Here is an 18,895-nt window from a genome sequence, read left to right as displayed (position 1 = left end):
CGTGGAACGTGTCCATGCGTTGCTGGAGGAAGAGACGCAGGTGCGGGAGGTTCCGATGTTCGGGGGCCGCTGCATCATGGTGGGGGGCAAGATCATTGTCAGTGTCCGCAGGAATGGCAGTCTGCTGGTGCGGGTGGCGACAGAAGACCATGACCTGTATCTCGCGGAGCCGGGGGCCGCCCCCGCGGAAATGGGGAGGGGTCGCGTCATGGGACCTGGTTGGATCGCCGTGGACCCGGAATGCGTTCTCGACGAGGGGCTGGTCTTCTGGATCCAAGCTGCCCTGGCCCACAATCACGCGGTCACGAGGTCGCAGCACGCCGAGTCCTGAACCATCCGGAATGAGCCTCATTCCTTCAGGGGATCCGGGCGACGGGGCATGCGGAGCTGGTTCTCCAGGAGGGGGACCTCCTGGCGCTCGTTGGCGCATCTCTCCAGCATGTGATCTGCGTTCACCCAGTAGACGCCGTTCTCCCGACAAAGGTAGCGGTGGTCCACGAGTTCGCGGCACTTCGTGACCGTCGTGGTTTCGCCTGCCTTGTCCCGGATTCGCCTGTGTTGGGCCCGGCTCGCCTGCCTTGACGGCGGATCGCCTGTCTTGTTCGGCGGGCGAAGTGAAAGAAGGCAGGCGTTTCCGATCCAAGGCAGGCGAATCGGCGTGGCGAGGAGGCCGATGGGAGGGGCCGGGAGAAGGTGGCTGGAGGATGGGGTGGTCACGAATCGCCGCTTTGCTTCGGTGAGATCGCGATGTCAACGCTGCCATGAAAGTAGGGCGGCGATTCGTGACCGTGTTGATTTCACCTGCCCTGTCTCGGTTTCGCTCGCATCCGTTCGGCGTACCCTGGTCCGGAAGGCCCGTTCAGGCAACATCGAAGCACCTGTTCAGAGCCACTCTGACCGCTTGCCTGAACAAGTCTCCGTGTCGAGACCAACGAAAGAGAGACGTGACCCACGCCTCAACCAGAAGGTCCCGGAAACCCACGGGTTTCCAGGACCTCTCTCGGTCGGGCTGACAGGATTTGAACCTGCGACCCCTTGACCCCCAGTCAAGTGCGCTACCAAGCTGCGCCACAGCCCGAGGCCAACCTCAGTTGGCAACCGTTGCAGCTTAGCGTCACTTGGGGCTCGGACGCCAATCGCGTGGTCCGGGACTCGTGGCGGACCCCTCGTCGGCCTACTGTATGTGCCATGACCCTGCGTTCCTGCGTCGCTGCCATGCTCACAGCACTGGTTCTCATCGGGGCCTCCTCGTGTGCCCGGACCACGCCGGAGTCGGCGCCACCGATCGCCTCGGAGAGTGTGAGCGCGACCCCCAGCGCCACGGCCTCGGCCAGCTTGTCGCCCACGCCCTCCCCGGAACCGAGCCCCACCCCGACGGCGGGACCCCTCGTGGTTTCCACGTCACAGGAGGCCGCCATCCCGGCCGACCCCGTGGAGTTCACGGTCGAGAACGGCACCGTGGTGGCCGCGACCCTGAAGGGGGCCGCCGGAGAGGTCCCCGGCGCGTACACGGAGAATCGCTGGACGCCCAACGAACCGCTCCAGTTCAACGCCGAGTACACCCTGACCGTCACCCTCGACGACGGTCAGACCCGGGAGGCCACCATCCGGACCGTCAATCCCGGCCCGGAAGCCAGCTTCAAGGTGCTCTACCTGTTCGACGGGGTTGGGGTCGGGATGCCCGCCTACGTCAAGTTCGACCATCCGGTCGGCGAAGCCTACCGGGCCGAGATCGAGAAGCACGCCTTTGTCACCACCGAACCCGCACAGGAGGGGTCGTGGGGCTGGCTCAGCGACACCGAACTGCTGTGGCGCCCGAAGGAGTACTGGCAGCCCGGCACGAAGGTGAAGCTGCACTTCTCGTGGAACGGCGTCCAGGCAACCGATTCCACCTGGCTGCGCAAGACCCTCGACGCCGACTTCTCCGTCGGCGACGTCTCACGGGTGATCAAGGTCGACATCGCGAACCACACCACGACCGTCGTCGAGAACGGGGAGACGGTGAACTCCTTCCCCTCGACGACCGGCAAGAGTGGATTCATCACCCGCTCCGGCACCAAGATCATCCTGGAGAAGAGCGACTCGATGCAGATGAGCTCGGAGACCATCAACATCCCCTCCGGCAGTGGCGAGTCCTACGACCTCAACGTCAAGTGGGCCATGCGGGTCACGTGGACGGGGGAGTTCATCCACGCCGCCCCCTGGTCGGTCGGCAGCCAGGGCAAGGAGAACGTGAGCCATGGCTGCGTGGGGCTCAGCACCGACAATGCGGGATGGCTCTACTCACGGACCAACATCGGGGATGTCGTCGAGTTCACCGGGTCGGACCGCATGATGGAACCGAGCGAGGGCATCGGCGTGTGGCTCTACTCGTGGGAGGAATGGCAACAGCTGTCAGCGGCGAGCTGATGAACCCGCCGGGCAGGGTAGGATCTGAAGCTCTATGACTGTCTTGATCTCCCTGTGCCTGTTGGGGGTTTCCCTTGCCCTGACACCCAGCGTGTCCAAGGTCCTCGACCGTCACACCGGATGGTTCCTCGCAGTCGTCTACGTCGCGGCCGCGGGGATCATGGCCCCGGACACGGTACGTGCCCTGTCCGGCCATGCCGTGGTGTGGGGCTTCGACTGGGTGCCGGGCCTCGGGGTGCGCGTCGCCTTCTCCTACGACCGAACAGCAGCCATCTTCAGCCTCCTGGCGCTGCTCATCGGCGCCGTGGTCCTCGTCTACGCCACGAGATACCTCCCCAAGGGACGGCATCGTAGTTTCTACCTCGTCATGGTGGCCTTCACCACCGCCATGGTGGGGCTGGTGTGCGCCGATGACCTCGCCGTGATGTTCATCTGCTGGGAGATCACCTCACTGGCCTCGTTCCTGCTCATCGCGCGGTCGGGGCACGGCGCCGAGGGCCCCGCCATGAGGACCCTGCTCATCACCTTCACCGGCGGGGTGGCGTTCATCGTCGCCGCAGCATTGATGTGGGCGCGCCTCGGCACCACCAATCTCACCACCATCCTCGCGTCCCCCATCTGGGGCGAGGACCACGCCTTCGCCAGCATCGTCGCCCTGCTCGTCGGTATCGCTGCGTGCACGAAGGCGGCGCAGTTCCCCTTCCACGTCTGGCTGCCCGACGCCATGGCTGCCGTCACACCGGTGAGCGCCTATCTCCACGCCGCCGCCGTCGTCAAGGCCGGCATCTTCCTCATGATGCGTTTCAGCCCCGCCTTCCAGGGAGTGGCGGTGTGGAACTGGCTCCTGGTGCCCGTGGGTCTGGTCACCATGGTCCTGGGTGGTTGGTGCGCCCTCCAGCAGACAGACGTCAAGAAGCTCATGGCCTACTCGACGGTCTCCCAGTTGGGCCTGATCACCGCAACGATCGGCGTCGGAACCGACCAGGCGTTGGCCGCAGCCACCCTCCACACCATCGCCCACGCCCTGTTCAAGTCCAGCCTGTTCATGCTCGTCGGTGTGGTCGACCATGCCACCGGCACCCGGGACCTGAGGCGGTTCCCACCCAAGCTGTATCGACGACTCCCCGTGACGTTCGCATTCACGGTGCTGGGCGCTGCCTCCATGGCCGGGCTGCCGCCCATGCTCGGGTTCGCCTCCAAGGAGGCCGTGCTGGCCGCGCTCCACCACGCGCACTTCACCCCCGGACTGCCATTGCTCGTCGTGGCCACTCTCGGCTCGGTACTGACCTTCCTGTACTGCACCCGTGCGCTCCTCGGGATGTTCGTCGACGGCACCGACGAGGACCGGGACGTCGACAGCCACGACCTCCTGCTCGTCGGTGCGGCCGCCGCGCCGGTGGCCGTGTCAATCCCTGCCGTGTTCGTGCCCGGGGTGCTCACCTGGCACGGATTCAACGCAGAACTCATCGCGACGATCGTGGTGATCGGGTTGGGCAGCCTGGCCACGTGGCGACGACAGGAGGTCGCCGCCTGGATCACGGCGAACCGCAGGGCCCCCGACGGCCCCACCGTCATCCGGCACATCGAGAACCTCGTCAAGCGGGTCGGCACCCTCGCGGACCGAACCGTCGCCACCGACACCGTCACCAGGCACATCATCCCGATCCTCGGTGGTCTCGGAGTACTCGGCCTCACCGGCGCCTGGTGGGCCTCCCAGCAGGGACTGCCTCCCCAGCTGGGAGGCCTGAGCCGACGTATCGACCTCGTGGTGTTCCTCCTCATCGCTGCCGCCACCCTGGGGGTCTGCATCTCCCGGGTGCGGCTTGCAGCGGTGGTCTCGCTCTCCGCGGTCGGCATCCTGGCCACCGTCCAGATCCTCGCCCTCGGCGCACCTGATGTCGCCATGACCCAGCTGCTCGTGGAGAGCCTCACCATCATCGTCATCATGTTGGTGATGCAGAAACTGCCCACACGGTTCCCACCGCGCCAGACACACCGCAGCTTCATCACCCTCGGAGCGGCGATCCTGGTCGGCGCGGGAGTCTCGGCGCTGGTGTGGGCACTCGTGGCGCGACGGGAGCGGTCCAAGCTCGCCGACTACTTCCTCGGCAACACCGAGGCCCTGTCGTCAGGGCAGAACGTCGTCAACGTCATCCTCGTCGAGTTCCGTGGTTTCGACACCCTCGGCGAACTGACCGTCCTCGGCATGGCGGGTGTCGCGATGCTCGCGATCCTCTCCACCGTCCGGGATCGCTTCCTCGACCCGCCCGGACCGGATCGCGACGCCCTGGCCACCTCCCAGCTGTGGATCAACCAGGATCCCCTCTCCCGCGCCCAGCGGGCCATTCTCGACCCCACGGCCAACGCGATTCCGCTCCGTGTGGTGCTCAGGATCATCGTGCCGTTGCTCATCGTCGTGTCGATCGCCTTGTTCTGGCGCGGGCACAACAACCCGGGCGGCGGGTTCAACGCGGCGCTGGTGGCGTCCTCGGTCGTGGGTCTCATCTACCTGTCGACGACCAGCGACCGCCAGATCGGGCCGCCCCGACTCCCACTCGTCCTCATCGGCGGAGGCATCCTCATCGCGGTGAGCACCGGCATTCTCGGTCTCGTCGCGGCCGGCTCCTTCCTGCAGCCCATCCACGGCACCTTCCTCGGGGTCCACCTGACCACGTCGATGATCTTCGACGCAGGCGTCTATCTCGCCGTCGTCGGTCTCATCATGATCTCGATCAACCTGTTGGGCACCACCCGTGGATCCGGCGCCGGCGGCGAGGGCACCCGAGAACGGGTGGACGAGGTCCTCGAGGGTGAACTGCCCGGACCCATGGAGACCGTGCGTGGAGAGGGGAGCCACACATGATCCTCATCGCCACGATCTTCGTTCTCGTCACCGGGGGTGTCTACCTGCTACTGCAGCGCTCCATGGTGCGGGCGGTCTTCGGACTGAGCCTCCTCAGCCACGCCGCGAACTTCATCCTGTTGAGCACGGGCGTGCCGGGGTGGCGGGCAGAACCGATCACCGACGGCAGTGACATCCGGTCCTTCGCGGACCCACTGCCTCAGGCCTTCGTCCTCACGGCCATCGTCATCACCCTCGCGGTCACCATCCTGATGCTCGCAATGGCCGTGATCGGGCGCGATGACATGTTGTCCCGTCATCCCGAGACGGGGGAGAGCAGGCAGGCATGAGCGTTCTTCTCCCCCTCTTCGCCGCCCTTCCGCTGCTGCTGGCGGGAGCGACGGTGCTGCTGCGTCAACCCCTCATCCAGCGCACGGCGCTGGTGGGCAGCTCCCTGCTGACACTGGTGGGGGCGGTGACACTGCTGCTGGTCCACCGCGTCGAGCCCGTCATCTCGCACTCGGTCGGTTCCTACCTTCCCGGGGTGGGCATCGTGTTCGTCTCGGACACCCTGAGCTCGCTCATGCTCATCGCGACCTCCTTCATGACGGTGTTCTCGTCGGCCTTCCTGATCCTCACGGGTGAGGACCGGTACCGCTTCGTGGTGCCGCTCATTCTCATGCTCACCGGGGGAGTGGCCGGTGCCATCCTCACGGGCGACATGTTCAACCTGTTCGTGTGGGTGGAGGTCATGCTCCTGCCGTCCTACGCCCTCATCGCCGTGACCGGGTACTGGCGGCGCCTGGGCATCGGCCGGATGTTCGTCATCGTGAACATCGTGACCTCGACAATCCTCCTCACCGGGGTCGGTCTGCTCTACGGGGCTGCGGGGACGGTGAACCTCGCCGCTCTCGCCGACAGGGGAGCGGACCCGCAGATCTCCCTGGCCACGGGCATCATCCTCTTCGCACTGCTGGTCAAGGCCGGCGTCGTCCCGGTCCACGGCTGGCTGCCCAGGGCCTATCCCGCGACGTCGGCCGGGGTGATGTCACTGTTCGCGGCCATCCACACCAAGGTGGCCCTGTATGCCGCCTACCGGGTCTACGTGACCGTCTTCGACGGTCCGGCCCCGTGGCTTCCCATCCTGGCGGCGGTCGTGGTGGCCACCATCGTCGTCGCCTCCCTGTCCACCTTCGGGGAGCGCCGGATCCGGGGGGCGCTCGCCTTCCAGATGGTCGCCGGCGTCGGCCAGATCCTCATCGGTCTGGTCGTGCTCACCCAGGCCTCCTTGGCCGCGGGCCTGTTCTACATGGTGCACCACATGGTGACGATGGGAGCCCTCGTACTGGCCAGCGGGGCCTTCGAGCACACGTACGGCTCGGGTCGCTTCGACCGATTGAGCGGCCTCATGAGGCGGGACCCGTGGCTGTCCGCCGCGGTCGCCGTCGGGTTCCTCGCCCTCGTGGGTCTGCCGCCCACCTCCGGTCTGTGGGGCAAACTCGGGCTCGTGCTCGGTTCGGCGACGGCTCAGCCGGCCCTGAGGTGGTGGCTCCTCGGCGCCATCGCCCTCGCCTCCGTGGTCTCCGCCATGGCGTTGCAGCGGGTGTGGCGTGAGGCGTTCTGGGGGGCGCCCATGAAGGACTACCTGCCGGACGATCCCACCACCTCGCGGGGCACCCCCATCCCCATCGCCGACGACGCCCACGTGGAGCGGCGGTTCCAGTGGCCGGCGATGGCACTGATGGGAGTCTCGCTGCTCCTGTTCGCCGGGATCGGCGTGGTGTGGCCCGTCTTCGAGACCGCCGCATCGAACCTCGTCGACACCGCCGGATACGTGAAGGCGGTGCTGGGTCGATGATCGTGCTGCGCATGCTTCGCTGGCTGTGGTACCTCACCGTCCAGATCGTCATCGGGTCGGCGCGGGTGGCGCGATTGGCCCTCACCGGGTACAGCCGTCCCGCGATCGTGGAGTACCGCAGCCGGGTGGCGACGGAGCTCGAACTGGCGTTGTTCACCTCGGCCATCACCATCACCCCAGGCACCCTCGTCCTCGGCGTGGCCGGGGTACCGGGCGAGGAGGAGGTCATCATCTTCGTGCACAGCCTGTTCGACAACGACCGGGACGCCATCGAGGAGGGCCTCGCCGAGTTGGAGTGGTACCTGCTTCGTGCCCTGCGTCGCAACGGAATCGTGGAGGCCCGCTCATGATCGTCGCTTTCTGGATCGCGGGCGGTTTCCTCGCCGTGACGGTCCTCCTCGGCATCGTCCGGGTCCTCACGGCCAAGGACTCCGCCACCCGTGCCGTGATGGGGGACCTCATCTTCTTCTCCTGCGTGGGGATCCTTGCCCTGTTCGGCATGGCCCGGACCTCGACCGTCAGCGTCGACCTGGCGCTCATCGCCGCGATCCTCGGCATCCTCGCCACGATCGCCCTGGCACGGATCATCACGAGGGGGCAACGATGAACCCGTTCGAGTGGCTCGCCTCCATCCTCGCCGTCACCGGCTCCGTCCTGTTCCTGGTGGTGGGGGTCGCCCAGTTCCGCGCCAGGGATGCTCTCTCACGGATCAACGCCATCGGTCCTGCGACGGCGCTCGGCGCGCCGATGATCATGCTGGCGGTCGCCATCGGCTGGACGCTGGAGCAGGGGTTGGATCCGCTGCTGTGGATCAAGACGGCCATCACCGTCGCGGCGCTGGTGATCGTCAGCTCCGTCGCCTCGAACGTCCTGGCCCGGGCGGCCTGCCGCTCGGATGCGACACTGGACCCCGGGACCGAACCGAACGACCTCAGGAGCACCCCGTGAAGCGTCATCTGGACACACTTGCCGTTCACGCCGGTCAGGAGACCGCGGACCCGACCACGAACTCCCGGGCGGTTCCCATCTACCAGACCACGAGCTACGTCTTCGACGACGCGGAACACGCAGCCGACCTGTTCGCCCTGCGTCGTCCCGGCAACATCTACACCCGGATCATGAACCCGACCCAGAACGTCTTCGAGGAGCGCATGACCGCGCTCGAGGGCGGGATCGGAGCACTGGCCACCGCGTCCGGGGCGTCGGCGATCACCTACGCCGTGCTGACGCTGGCACGCTCGGGCGACAACATCGTCGCGCTGTCCACCCTGTACGGGGGGACGTTCGCGTTGTTCTCGCACACGCTCGCGCAGTTCGACATTGAGGCCCGGTTCGTCGACCCCGATCGTCCGGAGGACCTCGCGGCACTGGTGGATGACCGGACCAGGCTGGTCTTCGGCGAGATCATCGGCAACCCGGCCCTCAACGTCATCGACGTGCCCGCCTGGGCCGATGCGGCGCACGAACAGGGGCTTCCCTTCATCCTGGACAACACCGTCGCCACCCCGATGCTGACCCGCGCCTTCGACCTCGGTGCGGACATCGTCGTGCACTCCGCGACGAAGTACATCGGCGGTCACGGCACCGCACTCGGTGGTGTCATCGTCGACTCCGGTCGCTTCGACTGGGCCGCCCACCCGGAACGCTTCCCCGGACTCACGGGGCCGGATGCGGCCTACCACGACGTGGTGTGGACCGAGGCGGCGGGTGAGGCGGCGTTCATCGTGCGCGCCAGGACCGTCATGCTGCGCAACACGGGAGCCGCGATCGCCCCACTCAATGCGTGGCTCATGCTGCAGGGGCTGGAGACCCTCCATCTGAGGATCGAACGCCACTGTGCCAACGCCCTCGAGATCGCCAGGTACCTGCAGAACCACCCGAAGGTGGCGTGGGTCAACTATCCGGGACTCGAGTCCAGCCCGTCCCACGAGGTGGCCCGACGCGTCCTCACCGGAGGCCACGGGGGACTCGTGTCCTTCGGGCTGAAGGCGGGACGGGACGCGGGATCCCGCCTCGTCGATGCCCTGTCCCTGTTCAGCCATCTCGCCAACATCGGCGACGCGAAATCGCTCGTCATCCACAACGCCTCCACCACGCACTCCCAGCTGTCCGAGGAGGAGTTGCTTGCCGCTGGCGTGCCCCCGGAGATGGTGCGGTTGTCCGTGGGGATCGAGCACGTGCAGGACCTCATCGCCGACCTGGACCAGGCCCTGGCCCTCCTGTGAGCGTCTCCGACCCCCTGAACACGACCCCGGGGACGGTGCGGCTGCACACCCCCGACGATCCGTTGGTCCTGTCCAACGGTGAGATCCTGCCCGAGGTCGACGTGTCCTTCGAGACCTACGGGCGTCTCAACGGTGACCGTTCCAATGCGGTCTTCGTCTGCCACGCCCTGACCGGGGACGCGCACGCCGCCGGTCTCCGACCGGGGGACAGGCGCCCCGGATGGTGGGACACCCTCATCGGTCCCGGCAAGCCGGTGGACACCGATCGCTGGTACGTCGTGTGCGCGAACATCCTCGGCGGGTGTCGCGGCACCACTGGACCGTCCTCCCCGGATCCCCGCACCGGCGAAGCGTACGGGCTCACCTTCCCCCTGCTCGCCATGGCGGACTTCGTCGCCGTGCACCGGGCCCTCGGGCGACACCTCGGCATCGACCAGTGGGCGGTGCTCCTCGGCGGATCGTTGGGCGGGATGCAGGTGCTCCAGTGGTGCCTGTCACATCCGCAGGAGGTCCGCAACGCGATCATCATCGCCTCCTCGTCGCGACTGACGGCTGAGAACATCGCCTTCTCCGCCGTCGGGCGTCAGGCGATCATGCGGGATCCCGAGTTCCACGACGGTCGGTTCACCGCCGCGGGAAGCTCCCCCGACCGGGGGCTGTCGGTGGCGAGGATGATGGCCCACATCACCTACCTGTCGGAGGAGGCCTTCAGCGAGAAGTTCGGCCGCGCCGCGCAGGCCGGCGAGCTGGCCCCCGGCTTCGGGGTCGACTTCGCCGTGGAGAGTTACCTCGAACACCAGGGAGAGGCCTTCCTCACCCGATTCGACGCGTTGAGCTACCTGTACCTGACCCGAGTGATGGACTACTTCGACCCCTTCGCCACCCCCGACGCCCTGGCGGCTCTCGCCGCGGATCCCGTCAAGGTCCTGGTCATGAGTTTCGACAGCGACTGGCGTTTCAGCACCCGGCAGTCCCGCCGCATCGTGCGGCACCTGCAGCGGGCAGGGACGCCGGTCTCCTTCCGCGAGATCCACTCACCGTGGGGCCACGACTCGTTCCTGCTGGAGATCCCGGCCTACCACGCCACCGTCCGCGCCTTCCTGGATCGTGCCCACGAGGAGGTCCCGGGATGAGACCCGACCTGAGACTCATCGCTGACCTGATCCCCACCGGCGCCAAGGTCCTGGACCTCGGCTGCGGCGACGGGGAGTTGCTGAGGATCCTGGCCGCGCGGGGCGGCAGCGGAACCGGGGTCGAGATCGAGGGCGGGCCGTTCCTCGCGGCGTTGCGCAGCGGAGTCGACGTCATCGACCTCGACATCAACACCCAGCTCGACGAGTTCGACGACGACTCCTACGACGTGGTCGTGCTGTCAGGAACCCTGCAGAACCTCCGCAGCCCCGCCAAGGTGCTCCGGGACATCTCCCGGATCGCCCGTCGATGCGTGGTGTCCATGCCGAACTTCGTCCACTGGCGAAACCGGCTCCGGCTTTTGAGGGGACGCATGCCCGTGAGCCGGAACCTTCCCTACGAGTGGTACGACACACCGAACATCCACTACACGTCGCTGAAGGATCTCTCCCCGCTGTTCGACTCCCTGGGGCTCACCGTCGCGCAGTGGATTCCCCTCGGGGAGGGCGGAGCCCCGTTGCCCGCTCGGCGTCTCGGCGCGAACTGGCGTGCCAGCTCCGTCATCTACCTGCTGCATGCGAGACGCTGATGCGCCGGATCCCCCTCGCCCTCCTCGCCGGGGCCTGCCTCGCCCTGAGCTTCCAGCCGTGGAACCTGTGGTTCCTCGCCATCCCGGGGGTGGCCCTCCTGACCTGGGTCGTCACGGATCTTTCCCCCGCGGCCAGCTTCGGCCACGGGTTCCTGGCGGGGTTGGTCCTCAACTACCTCGCCATCTGGTGGGTCAGCGCCCAGGCCGGGCCAGCCATTCACGCCCTGGTCGTCGTCATGGCCTGCTGGGTGGGGCTGGCGGCCACGTTGACCAACGTCCTGCTCCGGCTGCGAGCTCCCGATCTCTGGGTGCCGACGGCGTGGGTGCTCGTTGAGTTCGGGGCCGGCACCTTTCCTTTCAAAGGGTTCCCGTGGCTGCGGCTGGGACACACCGTCATCGACCAGCCGCTGGCCGGTTGGCTCCCCATCATCGCCACGCCCGGCACCACCTGGCTCGTCGCCTTCCTCGGATGCCTGCTGCTGCGCCTCATCACCTCGCCACGCAGGCTCCGTCCCGCCCTGGTGGGTGCGGCGGTGGTCCTTGTCGGCGGGCTCCTCACGCTGCGGCCGATCCCACCTGCGGACCAGCAGGTGACGGTCGGGATGGTCCAGGGCAATGTGGCCCTCGATCTGGACACCGGCTTCATCGCCGCCACCGGCGCCACTCCCAACCATCTGAGCGAGACGGTGTTCCTGCTCGCTGAGGCCCGTACCAGGGGAGCGGAACTGGACTTCGTGGTGTGGGCGGAGAACTCCACGGACCGCGATCCGCTGCTCGACGAGACGACGAGGAGGCAGGTCGAGTGGAGCGTCCGGCTCGCCGAGGTGCCGGTTCTCGTCGGCGCCGTCATGGTGGGGCCCGAGCCACGGACCCGGCAGACGGTGAGCCTGTGGTGGACCCCTGCGGAGGGCATCACCGACCGCTACGCGAAACGCAACCTCGCCCCGTTCGGGGAATGGGTTCCCTACCGGGACCTGATCGAACCGCTGTTCCCTGACGTCAAACGAGCAGGCGCACAGTCCATCCCCGGCGAGGAGCCGGGGGTCATGAAGGTCTCCACCCCCCGTCACGGCGAGCTGAGGGTGGGGACCGCGATCTGCTACGAACTGGCCTACGACCAGACGATGTCGGAGCTGGTCTGGCACGGCGCTGAGGTGTTGGTGTCCCAGAGCACCACGCACAACTTCACGGGAACCGCCGAGCCCCACCAGCAGATGGCGATCAACCGGGTCCGGGCGGCGGAGTTGGGCAGGGAGTTCGTGGCCACGACCCTCAACGGCCACTCGGGCCTGATCGATTCCCGTGGCAGGGTCCACGAGCCGACGGTGGAGGGGACGGCGGCCCACCGGATCCTCACGCTCCCGGTCCGAGACGACATCACTCCCGCGGCGGTCATCGGCATCCCCATCCAGGCCTTCTGCGCGCTGGCCTCAATCGGGGGTGCCCTCCTCGGGGCGCGCCGGTCCAGTAACCTTGATAAACCGTCAACCAGGAAGGATCACCGATGATCGATGGTGCGTCCCTCGAGCGGGTGCTCGTCATCATTCCCACGTTCAATGAGGCCCAGAACATCGAGGCCATCGTCGCGAGGCTGCGCAACAGTGTTCCCGCAGCCGACATCCTGGTGGTGGACGATCAGTCACCCGACGGAACCGGGAAGCTGGCCGACGCGCTGGCGGAGCAGGACGACCACGTCCACGTCCTCCACCGCGCAGGCAAGGAGGGACTCGGCGCCGCGTATCTCGCCGGTTTCCGGTGGGGACTGGAGCGCGACTACGACGTCCTCGTGGAGCACGACGCCGACGGTTCCCATCAGCCCGAACAGCTGCCGCGGTTGCTCGACGCACTCGAGCACGCTGACATGGTGAAGGGATCGCGCTACGTCCCCGGCGGCTCGGTGGTCAACTGGCCGTGGCACCGACTGGTGCTGTCCCGAGGGGGTTCCCTCTACATCAGGATCATGTTGGGCATGCCGTACCGGGACATCACGGGGGGCTTCAACGCGTTCCGGGCCGAGGCCCTGCGCTCCATCCTGCATCTCCCCATCGACAAGCGCGGCTACGGCATTCAGCGAGATCTGACCTGGCACTCCCACCGGGCGGGACACCGCATCGTCGAGGTCCCCATCGACTTCGTCGAGCGCGAGTTCGGCGATTCCAAGATGGGTAGGAACGTCGTGGTCGAGGCGATCCTCACCACGACCCGGATGGGGCTGAGGCATCGCTGGCGGCAGCTGGCCTCCCTGTTGGGACGACGCCGTGGGTGAGCGTCAGGAGGGGATTCGCGCCTCCACCGCCGTGTTGTTCCTCATCGTCCCGGTGTTGCTCTTCCTCTTCGCCGAGATCACGGTGCTCATCATGGTCGCCACCCAGTTGGGGTGGTGGACCCTGCTCCTCATCGCCGCGACCACGATGCTCGGGGTCTGGCTCTCCCAGCGGGAGGGGCGCCGGACCTGGCAGGCCCTGTCCCGTTCCCTCGTCACCGGGTCCCTGCCCGCGGGGCAGACCGCCGATGCCGTCCTGGTGCTGCTGGGCGGCGTCCTGCTCATCGCGCCGGGGTTCCTCTCGGATGTGGCGGGCCTGCTGCTTCTCCTGCCCTTCACCCGTCCTTTCATCCGCATGGTGCTCGGACGGCTGTTCGGGCGGGCCGTCGCCCGCACACGACCTGAATCCGATGTCATCCAAGGGGAAGTGGTCGAGGAATCCGAGCCCGTCACCCTCATTCCTGAGATCGAGGACAACGACAAGTTGAATTGACAACCACATGTCCGGTCCCGATATATTCTTCGCCATGCCCGTTCGTGGGGAGAGTGTACGTGTTTGATGGAATCGTCATCGGTTCCGGGATCGGTGGATTGACCACTGCGGCTCTTCTCGCCCGGTTCAACGGGAGCAGAATCCTCGTCCTGGAACGCAGCCTGGAACCCGGAGGCCTCACTCGCCCGATCCGTCGCGAGGGCGCCTCGTGGGACGTCGGCGTCAACCACGTGGGGGAGATGGGCCCCGGCACCTCCATGCGGGGTGTCAGCGACGTCGTCACGGCCGGACAGCTCGAGTGGCGGCAGCTCCCCAAGGATTTCCAGCGGCTCGTCTATCCCGGTTTCCAGATCGAGGTCAGCACCGATCGCGACGAGTATCTCCACCGGCTCATCACGGCTTTTCCCGACGAGGAGCCGGCGATTCGCCGTTATTTCAAGGACGCCGACCGTGTTGCTCGATGGGCCCGGTTGAGCTTTGCCGAGTTCCTCGTCCCCGAGCGGGCGAAGCCCTTCATCCGTCTTCTCAGGCGCCCTCGTCATCGCTTGGCGGCCATGACGGTCAGGGAATACCTGGATCGCAACTTCCAATCCCTCCAGTTGAAGGAAATCCTCGCCAATCAATGGGGGGACTACGGTTTTCCTCCCGCCAGCAGCGCCTTCAGGGTTCATTCGCTCGTCGTGGATCACTTCTTCCAGGGTGCGTGGTTCCCGGAAGGTGGCAGCGCCCGGGTGGCCCGCACCATCGAGGCCGTCATCGAGGCCAGCGGTGGAGCCGTGCGGGTGGGCTGCGAGGTGGCCCGCATCCTGCTCGAGGACGGCAGGGCCGTCGGGGTCGAGGTCATCGACGGTCGCGGCCCCCGGCCGAGGGTGGTGGAGTACCGGGCGCCGATCATCATCTCGGCGGCCGGTGCCGCAACCACCTACGGTCAGTTGCTCCCGCGTTCCGGGGAGGTCGCGGCCGCGACCGCTGAGCTCCGGAATCGGGTGGGCGACACCGGTCCGGGGCATGCCGCGGTGGTGCTCCTGCTGCGCCTGCGGGAGTCACCCAGTTCACTCGGCGTCACGAACCAGGACATCTGGGTACACGCCGATCTCGACGACGCCGACAGCGAGACCCACACGAGGCGGCTCTTCGCCGGGGTGCCCACCCGGTGCCAGATCTCCTTCCCCGGTCTCAAGTCCGGGCAGAGCCTCAGCCACACCGCACACATCATCGCGTTCGCCCCACCGGAGGCGTTTCACCGGTGGGAACGTTTCGACGCCGGGATCGGCCACGAGGCCTTGAAGGACCGGATCGGGCAGGGTCTGCTGCAACTGGCGGAGACGGTGGTGCCCGGGTTGACGGATCTGACGGAGTACTCGGAGCTGTCGACGCCCTGGGCATCGGTCGATGGAGCCGCGAAGCGCCGTGGCGCCATCCACGGACCCGCCGTGCCGTCGAAGGAACAACGGGCCAATCTTCTCGGTCCCATCACGCCGATCCCGGGGCTGTTCCTCTCGGGCGAGGATGCCGGTTGCCCCGGATTCGGAGGGGCTCTCATGGGCGGGGTGACAGCCGCCGCCCAGATCGTCGGCCCCCGCTGCTGGTCCGAGATCCAGCAGCTGAGCCGTGGGCGCCGACCAGCACCCACGCCGTCGACGTCCTCGCGCGGCCTTCCTAGGGACAGATACCACGCCCGTGTCCTCGAGAGGTTTCAGCTCACCGACACGGCGTGGCTCGTCAGCCTGGAGGTCGACGGCGCCGAGCCCGGCTTCGAGCCGGGGCAGTTCGTCCGCGTCAGGGTGGGGGAGTGGGACTGGCGGGACCACTCGATCGTGGCTTGGGCGGAGAATCGACTCGATCTGCTCATCAGCACCCATGGGCAGGGCATCGGCTCGACCTTCTTCGGCAATGCGACACCGGGGACCCCGACGGTCGTGGAACTGCCGCTCGGGCGTTTCCATCTGAGGGACTCCCAGGAACGACGGATCTTCGTGGCCGAGGATGTCGGGATCGCGCCCTTCCTGCCGATGTTCCAGTCGATGGGACCCGCGCTGACGTCGGCCACGCTCATCCACGAGGCACGCCATCCCGACGACCGCTTGGTCACACGACTGCAACGGCCCGTGCCCGCGGAGGTCATCGAGAGCCACGGCGCCGCCGAGGTCACTCCCGGCCGGCCCCACGGGGCACTCGCCGAGGTACGGTTCGACCCGGCCTCAACGGAGTTCTACCTGAGCGGCGGCGCCTCGTTCGTCGCGCGATGGCGTGCTGCACTGCGCAGTCGAGGCATCCTCGACCACGTGTACCACGAGTCGTTCTGAGCCGCGCTCAGACCCGGCCCTGTTCGCGCAGCTTGTCCAGCTGCTCGGCCAGGATGTCCTCCAGCTCCGGGATGCTGCGTCGCTCACGGAGCATGTCCCAGTGGGTCCTGGCCGGCTTGGCCTCCTTGGCCTCGCCGGTGGTCCCGTCCGACCGGGCAGCCATGAGTCCACACTTCTTGCACTCCCATTCGAAGGGGAGATCGGCCTCGACGGCGAAGGTCACCTCGAAATGGTGCCCCTTGGGGCAGTCGAAACCCACTCTGCTGCGCTCAGCGAACTCGATGCCCTGCTCGTCCTCGAAACTCTTTGCCCCCAGTCCGACTCCTCTGAGTGCACGATCAGCCATGTTCCACCTCCTGTGACTCCCAACGATCCGGGAACCGTTCAGGTTCCCGTGCTTCTTTCCCACATGCCCCGAGCCTGCAGCACGTTCTTGAGCAGGTCAGGGCGATCCGTGACAATCCCGTCGACTCCCCAGTCGATCAGTGTGTGCATCTGTCCCGGCGTGTCGATGGTCCAGACGTGGACCTTGAACCCGGCTCGGTGAATGGCGGCCACCCTCTCAGGTGTGAGCACCCTGATGCGGACTCCCGCGATGCGTTGTTCGACGGGGACCTGGAAGACCGCGGGTCCCCTGTCCCTGCGGCGGGGAAGCAGCCCCCCCACCATGCGGGAGACCCCCACGGGACCGAACGCCGTCGTGACCCCGGGCAGGCGCCTGCGGAACCGGCTGATCCTCGCCTGCGAGAAGGACGCCACGCACACCCGTTGCTGAGCCTTCGACCTCTCGATGACCCGGGCGAGGGGTTCGATGGCCCCGGGCGACTTGATGTCGAAGTTGAAACGTTGCCGTGGGAAGGCCTCCAGGAGTTCCTCGACCCGGGGGATGGGCTCCTTGCCGGCGACCCTCACCTCTTTGAGGGCGGCGAAGGGCAGGTCGCTGATGCGCGCGTCGATGTCGGTCACTCGGGCGAGATTCGGGTCATGAAAGGCGAGCGCCACCCCGTCAGAGGTGGCGTGCACGTCCGTCTCCATGTAGGTGTAGCCGAGGTCCACCGCGTTCTGGAACGCGGCCAAGGTGTTCTCGATCCCCAGATTGGCGGTCAACAACGCCCCGCCCCGGTGGGCCATCGGGGCGAACTCCGGATCAAGGTAGCCCTCTGCCATGAAGGCCATTATGACAAGATTCCCCCCGGGTGTGCAGGCAAGTTGCACACTTCGGGGAGTCGGCGCTCACCTCATTCGGTCGCCGCGTCGCCCCAGAAGGTGTTGATCTGGGCGCCGAGGCGGTTGAATCGCTGCGGAAGATCCTCGTATCCGCGGTTGATGACGTACACGTCGCGGAGGACGGTCGTGCCGCGTGCCGCCAGGGCGGCCAGGAACAGACACACGGAAGGGCGCAGGGCCGGCGGGCACTCGATGTCCCGGCCTCGCCACTTGGTGGGGCCGATCACCATGATCTTGTGCGCGTCCATGACCGTCACGTTGGCCCCGAGGTCCGCGAGCCGCTTCAGGTGGATCGCCCTGTTGTCGTAGACCCAGTCGTAGATGATCGACTGCCCTTCCGCCATGGCGCAGATGACGGCGAAGAACGGCAGGTTGTCGATGTTGAGCCCCGGGAACGGCATGGGGTGGATCTTGTCGAGGGGGGCCACGAGATCGGACGGGATGACGGTGAGGTCGACGAGACGGGTCAGCCCGTTGCGGCTGGTGTACTCCTCGCTGACCTCGAACCGCTGACCCATCTCGGCCAGCACGGCCATCTCCACCTCGAGGAACTCGATGGGGCAACGACGCACGGTGATCCGGGAGCGCGTCACGATCCCCGCCGTGAGCAGGCTCATGGCCTCGATCGGGTCCTCGGAGATGAAGTACTCGACGTCGGCGTCGATGTGGGGCACTCCCATGATCCGCAGCGTGGTGGTGCCGATGCCGTCGATCTCGACGCCGAGCTTGCGGAGGTAGAAGCAGAGGTCCTGGACCATGTAGTTGCCGGAGGCGTTCCGGATCACCGTCAGTCCCGGGGTCCGGGCAGCGGCCATGATCGCGTTCTCGGTGACCGTGTCGCCCCGCTCCACCAAGGTGATGTGGTGTTCGGGCTCGCCATCCCGGGAGACCGTGGCCCGGTACTGGCTGTCGTGCGCCTCGACGGACAACCCGAGCTTCTTGAGCGCCGACATGTGCGGATGGACGGTGCGCGCCCCGAGGTCGCACCCGCCGGCGTAGGGAAGCTCGAAGGTGTCGAACTCGTGCATGAGGGGGCCGAGCAGCATGAGGATCGAACGTGTCCGCCTGGCGGCCTTCTGGTCGATGCTCTCGGGGGTGAGTCGCTCCGGGCGGATCAACTCCAGGTCATCGCCGCCGCCGATCCAGTTGACCTTCACCCCGATGGACTCGAGGACATCACAGATCCGGTCGACCTCCTCGATCCGGGCGATCCCACGCAGCACCGTCCGCCCCCGGTTGAGCAGCGACGCGCACAGGAGCGCGACGGCCGCGTTCTTCGAGGTGCGCACCTCGATCTCCCCCTGGAGCGTCGTGGGGCCGGTGATCTCGAAGTTCACCTTGCCCTCCGTCGCCGCCTGGATGAGGGGCATGTCCAGCGCCCCCGCCAGCCGGTCGATCATGTTGAGCGAGAGGTTCTGCTGGCCGTTCTCGATGCGGTGGACCGCGGATTGGGCGGTGCCGAGTTCATCAGCGAGACGCTGCTGGGACCACCCGCGTGCGACGCGGGCCTCGCGGATCATGATTCCAAGGGACTGGCTGGTAGCGGTCATGG

Annotated in this window: 18 protein-coding genes and 1 tRNA gene; 15 read left to right on the top strand and 4 right to left on the bottom strand. The window is 67.1% G+C overall.

The window, feature by feature from the left end:
- Position 1: 1 nt before the first annotated feature.
- Positions 2-331 (top strand): TfoX/Sxy family protein, encoded by a 330-nt coding sequence (locus tag EII35_RS01915; protein WP_260464978.1) that lies wholly within the window; start codon positions 2-4, stop codon positions 329-331.
- Positions 332-1,004: 673 nt separating this feature from the next.
- Here the strand turns inward: EII35_RS01915 and EII35_RS01910 are convergent.
- Positions 1,005-1,078, bottom strand: a tRNA-Pro gene (locus EII35_RS01910).
- A gap of 110 nt (positions 1,079-1,188) precedes the next feature.
- Between EII35_RS01910 and EII35_RS01905 the strand changes: the two genes are divergently transcribed.
- Genes EII35_RS01905 through EII35_RS01840 form a run of 14 tightly spaced genes read left to right on the top strand, consistent with a single transcriptional unit; the run spans position 1,189 to position 16,116 of the window.
- Positions 1,189-2,409: a L,D-transpeptidase gene (locus tag EII35_RS01905; protein WP_125226770.1), complete on the top strand. Its 1,221-nt coding sequence runs from the start codon at positions 1,189-1,191 to the stop codon at positions 2,407-2,409.
- A 34-nt stretch (positions 2,410-2,443) separates the two neighbouring features.
- On the top strand, positions 2,444-5,272 hold the full coding sequence (locus EII35_RS01900) for a DUF4040 family protein (protein ID WP_125226769.1): 2,829 nt from the start codon (positions 2,444-2,446) through the stop codon (positions 5,270-5,272).
- Entirely contained in the window at positions 5,269-5,601 is a 333-nt protein-coding gene (locus EII35_RS01895; RefSeq protein ID WP_125226768.1) for a sodium:proton antiporter, read from the top strand. Before EII35_RS01900 ends, EII35_RS01895 begins: the two co-directional genes overlap by 4 nt.
- A complete protein-coding gene (locus tag EII35_RS01890) occupies positions 5,598-7,109 on the top strand; it encodes a monovalent cation/H+ antiporter subunit D family protein (protein WP_125226767.1) in 1,512 nt (503 codons plus the stop codon). Before EII35_RS01895 ends, EII35_RS01890 begins: the two co-directional genes overlap by 4 nt.
- Positions 7,106-7,459: a Na+/H+ antiporter subunit E gene (locus tag EII35_RS01885; RefSeq protein WP_125226766.1), complete on the top strand. Its 354-nt coding sequence runs from the start codon at positions 7,106-7,108 to the stop codon at positions 7,457-7,459. Before EII35_RS01890 ends, EII35_RS01885 begins: the two co-directional genes overlap by 4 nt.
- Entirely contained in the window at positions 7,456-7,716 is a 261-nt protein-coding gene (locus tag EII35_RS01880) for a monovalent cation/H+ antiporter complex subunit F (protein WP_125226765.1), read from the top strand. Before EII35_RS01885 ends, EII35_RS01880 begins: the two co-directional genes overlap by 4 nt.
- A complete protein-coding gene (locus tag EII35_RS01875; RefSeq protein ID WP_125226764.1) occupies positions 7,713-8,057 on the top strand; it encodes a cation:proton antiporter in 345 nt (114 codons plus the stop codon). Before EII35_RS01880 ends, EII35_RS01875 begins: the two co-directional genes overlap by 4 nt.
- The gene (locus EII35_RS01870) at positions 8,054-9,334 is read left to right on the top strand and encodes an O-acetylhomoserine aminocarboxypropyltransferase/cysteine synthase family protein (RefSeq protein ID WP_125226763.1); all 1,281 of its coding nucleotides are present in this window, start codon (positions 8,054-8,056) and stop codon (positions 9,332-9,334) included. The genes EII35_RS01875 and EII35_RS01870 overlap by 4 nt, the downstream gene beginning before the upstream one ends.
- On the top strand, positions 9,331-10,467 hold the full coding sequence (gene metX, locus EII35_RS01865) for a homoserine O-acetyltransferase MetX (RefSeq protein ID WP_125226762.1): 1,137 nt from the start codon (positions 9,331-9,333) through the stop codon (positions 10,465-10,467). Before EII35_RS01870 ends, metX begins: the two co-directional genes overlap by 4 nt.
- Positions 10,464-11,054 (top strand): methionine biosynthesis protein MetW, encoded by a 591-nt coding sequence (gene metW / locus EII35_RS01860; protein WP_125226761.1) that lies wholly within the window; start codon positions 10,464-10,466, stop codon positions 11,052-11,054. Before metX ends, metW begins: the two co-directional genes overlap by 4 nt.
- On the top strand, positions 11,054-12,562 hold the full coding sequence (gene lnt / locus EII35_RS01855; RefSeq protein WP_125226760.1) for an apolipoprotein N-acyltransferase: 1,509 nt from the start codon (positions 11,054-11,056) through the stop codon (positions 12,560-12,562). Before metW ends, lnt begins: the two co-directional genes overlap by 1 nt.
- Positions 12,559-13,320, top strand: a complete 762-nt coding sequence (locus EII35_RS01850; protein WP_125226759.1) for a polyprenol monophosphomannose synthase — start codon at positions 12,559-12,561, stop codon at positions 13,318-13,320. Before lnt ends, EII35_RS01850 begins: the two co-directional genes overlap by 4 nt.
- On the top strand, positions 13,313-13,810 hold the full coding sequence (locus tag EII35_RS01845) for an FxsA family protein (protein WP_125226758.1): 498 nt from the start codon (positions 13,313-13,315) through the stop codon (positions 13,808-13,810). Before EII35_RS01850 ends, EII35_RS01845 begins: the two co-directional genes overlap by 8 nt.
- Before the next feature lie 59 nt (positions 13,811-13,869).
- On the top strand, positions 13,870-16,116 hold the full coding sequence (locus EII35_RS01840; RefSeq protein ID WP_185744110.1) for an FAD-dependent oxidoreductase: 2,247 nt from the start codon (positions 13,870-13,872) through the stop codon (positions 16,114-16,116).
- 7 nt (positions 16,117-16,123) lie between these two features.
- Here the strand turns inward: EII35_RS01840 and EII35_RS01835 are convergent, their stop codons facing one another.
- The 3 genes from EII35_RS01835 to EII35_RS01825 all read right to left on the bottom strand — a co-directional run bounded on the left by EII35_RS01835 (position 16,124) and on the right by EII35_RS01825 (position 18,893).
- The gene (locus tag EII35_RS01835; RefSeq protein WP_125226756.1) at positions 16,124-16,462 is read right to left on the bottom strand and encodes an RNA polymerase-binding protein RbpA; all 339 of its coding nucleotides are present in this window, start codon (positions 16,460-16,462) and stop codon (positions 16,124-16,126) included.
- Between the two features lie 38 nt (positions 16,463-16,500).
- A complete protein-coding gene (locus EII35_RS01830) occupies positions 16,501-17,283 on the bottom strand; it encodes a glycerophosphodiester phosphodiesterase (RefSeq protein ID WP_125226755.1) in 783 nt (260 codons plus the stop codon).
- 71 nt (positions 17,284-17,354) lie between these two features.
- Positions 17,355-18,893, bottom strand: a complete 1,539-nt coding sequence (locus EII35_RS01825; RefSeq protein ID WP_125226754.1) for a helix-turn-helix domain-containing protein — start codon at positions 18,891-18,893, stop codon at positions 17,355-17,357.
- Positions 18,894-18,895: the final 2 nt, after the last annotated feature.

Origin of the sequence: Arachnia propionica (assembly GCF_003932785.1) — a bacterium.
Classification (GTDB): domain Bacteria; phylum Actinomycetota; class Actinomycetes; order Propionibacteriales; family Propionibacteriaceae; genus Arachnia; species Arachnia propionica_B.
The sequence above is the reverse complement of the archived record's forward strand: the minus strand, read 5'-3'. Positions and strand labels throughout refer to the sequence as shown.

Excerpts from the sequence above, each read along its gene's own strand:
- EII35_RS01830 (WP_125226755.1), bottom strand. The coding sequence starts at position 17,283 with ATGGCAGAGGGCTACCTTGATCCGGAGTTCGCCCCGATGGCCCACCGG.
- EII35_RS01895 (WP_125226768.1), top strand. The coding sequence starts at position 5,269 with ATGATCCTCATCGCCACGATCTTCGTTCTCGTCACCGGGGGTGTCTAC.
- EII35_RS01900 (WP_125226769.1), top strand. The coding sequence starts at position 2,444 with ATGACTGTCTTGATCTCCCTGTGCCTGTTGGGGGTTTCCCTTGCCCTG.
- EII35_RS01875 (WP_125226764.1), top strand. The coding sequence starts at position 7,713 with ATGAACCCGTTCGAGTGGCTCGCCTCCATCCTCGCCGTCACCGGCTCC.
- EII35_RS01905 (WP_125226770.1), top strand. The coding sequence starts at position 1,189 with ATGACCCTGCGTTCCTGCGTCGCTGCCATGCTCACAGCACTGGTTCTC.
- EII35_RS01880 (WP_125226765.1), top strand. The coding sequence starts at position 7,456 with ATGATCGTCGCTTTCTGGATCGCGGGCGGTTTCCTCGCCGTGACGGTC.
- EII35_RS01885 (WP_125226766.1), top strand. The coding sequence starts at position 7,106 with ATGATCGTGCTGCGCATGCTTCGCTGGCTGTGGTACCTCACCGTCCAG.
- EII35_RS01835 (WP_125226756.1), bottom strand. The coding sequence starts at position 16,462 with ATGGCTGATCGTGCACTCAGAGGAGTCGGACTGGGGGCAAAGAGTTTC.
- EII35_RS01890 (WP_125226767.1), top strand. The coding sequence starts at position 5,598 with ATGAGCGTTCTTCTCCCCCTCTTCGCCGCCCTTCCGCTGCTGCTGGCG.
- lnt (WP_125226760.1), top strand. The coding sequence starts at position 11,054 with ATGCGCCGGATCCCCCTCGCCCTCCTCGCCGGGGCCTGCCTCGCCCTG.
- metW (WP_125226761.1), top strand. The coding sequence starts at position 10,464 with ATGAGACCCGACCTGAGACTCATCGCTGACCTGATCCCCACCGGCGCC.
- EII35_RS01850 (WP_125226759.1), top strand. The coding sequence starts at position 12,559 with ATGATCGATGGTGCGTCCCTCGAGCGGGTGCTCGTCATCATTCCCACG.
- EII35_RS01825 (WP_125226754.1), bottom strand. The coding sequence starts at position 18,893 with ATGACCGCTACCAGCCAGTCCCTTGGAATCATGATCCGCGAGGCCCGC.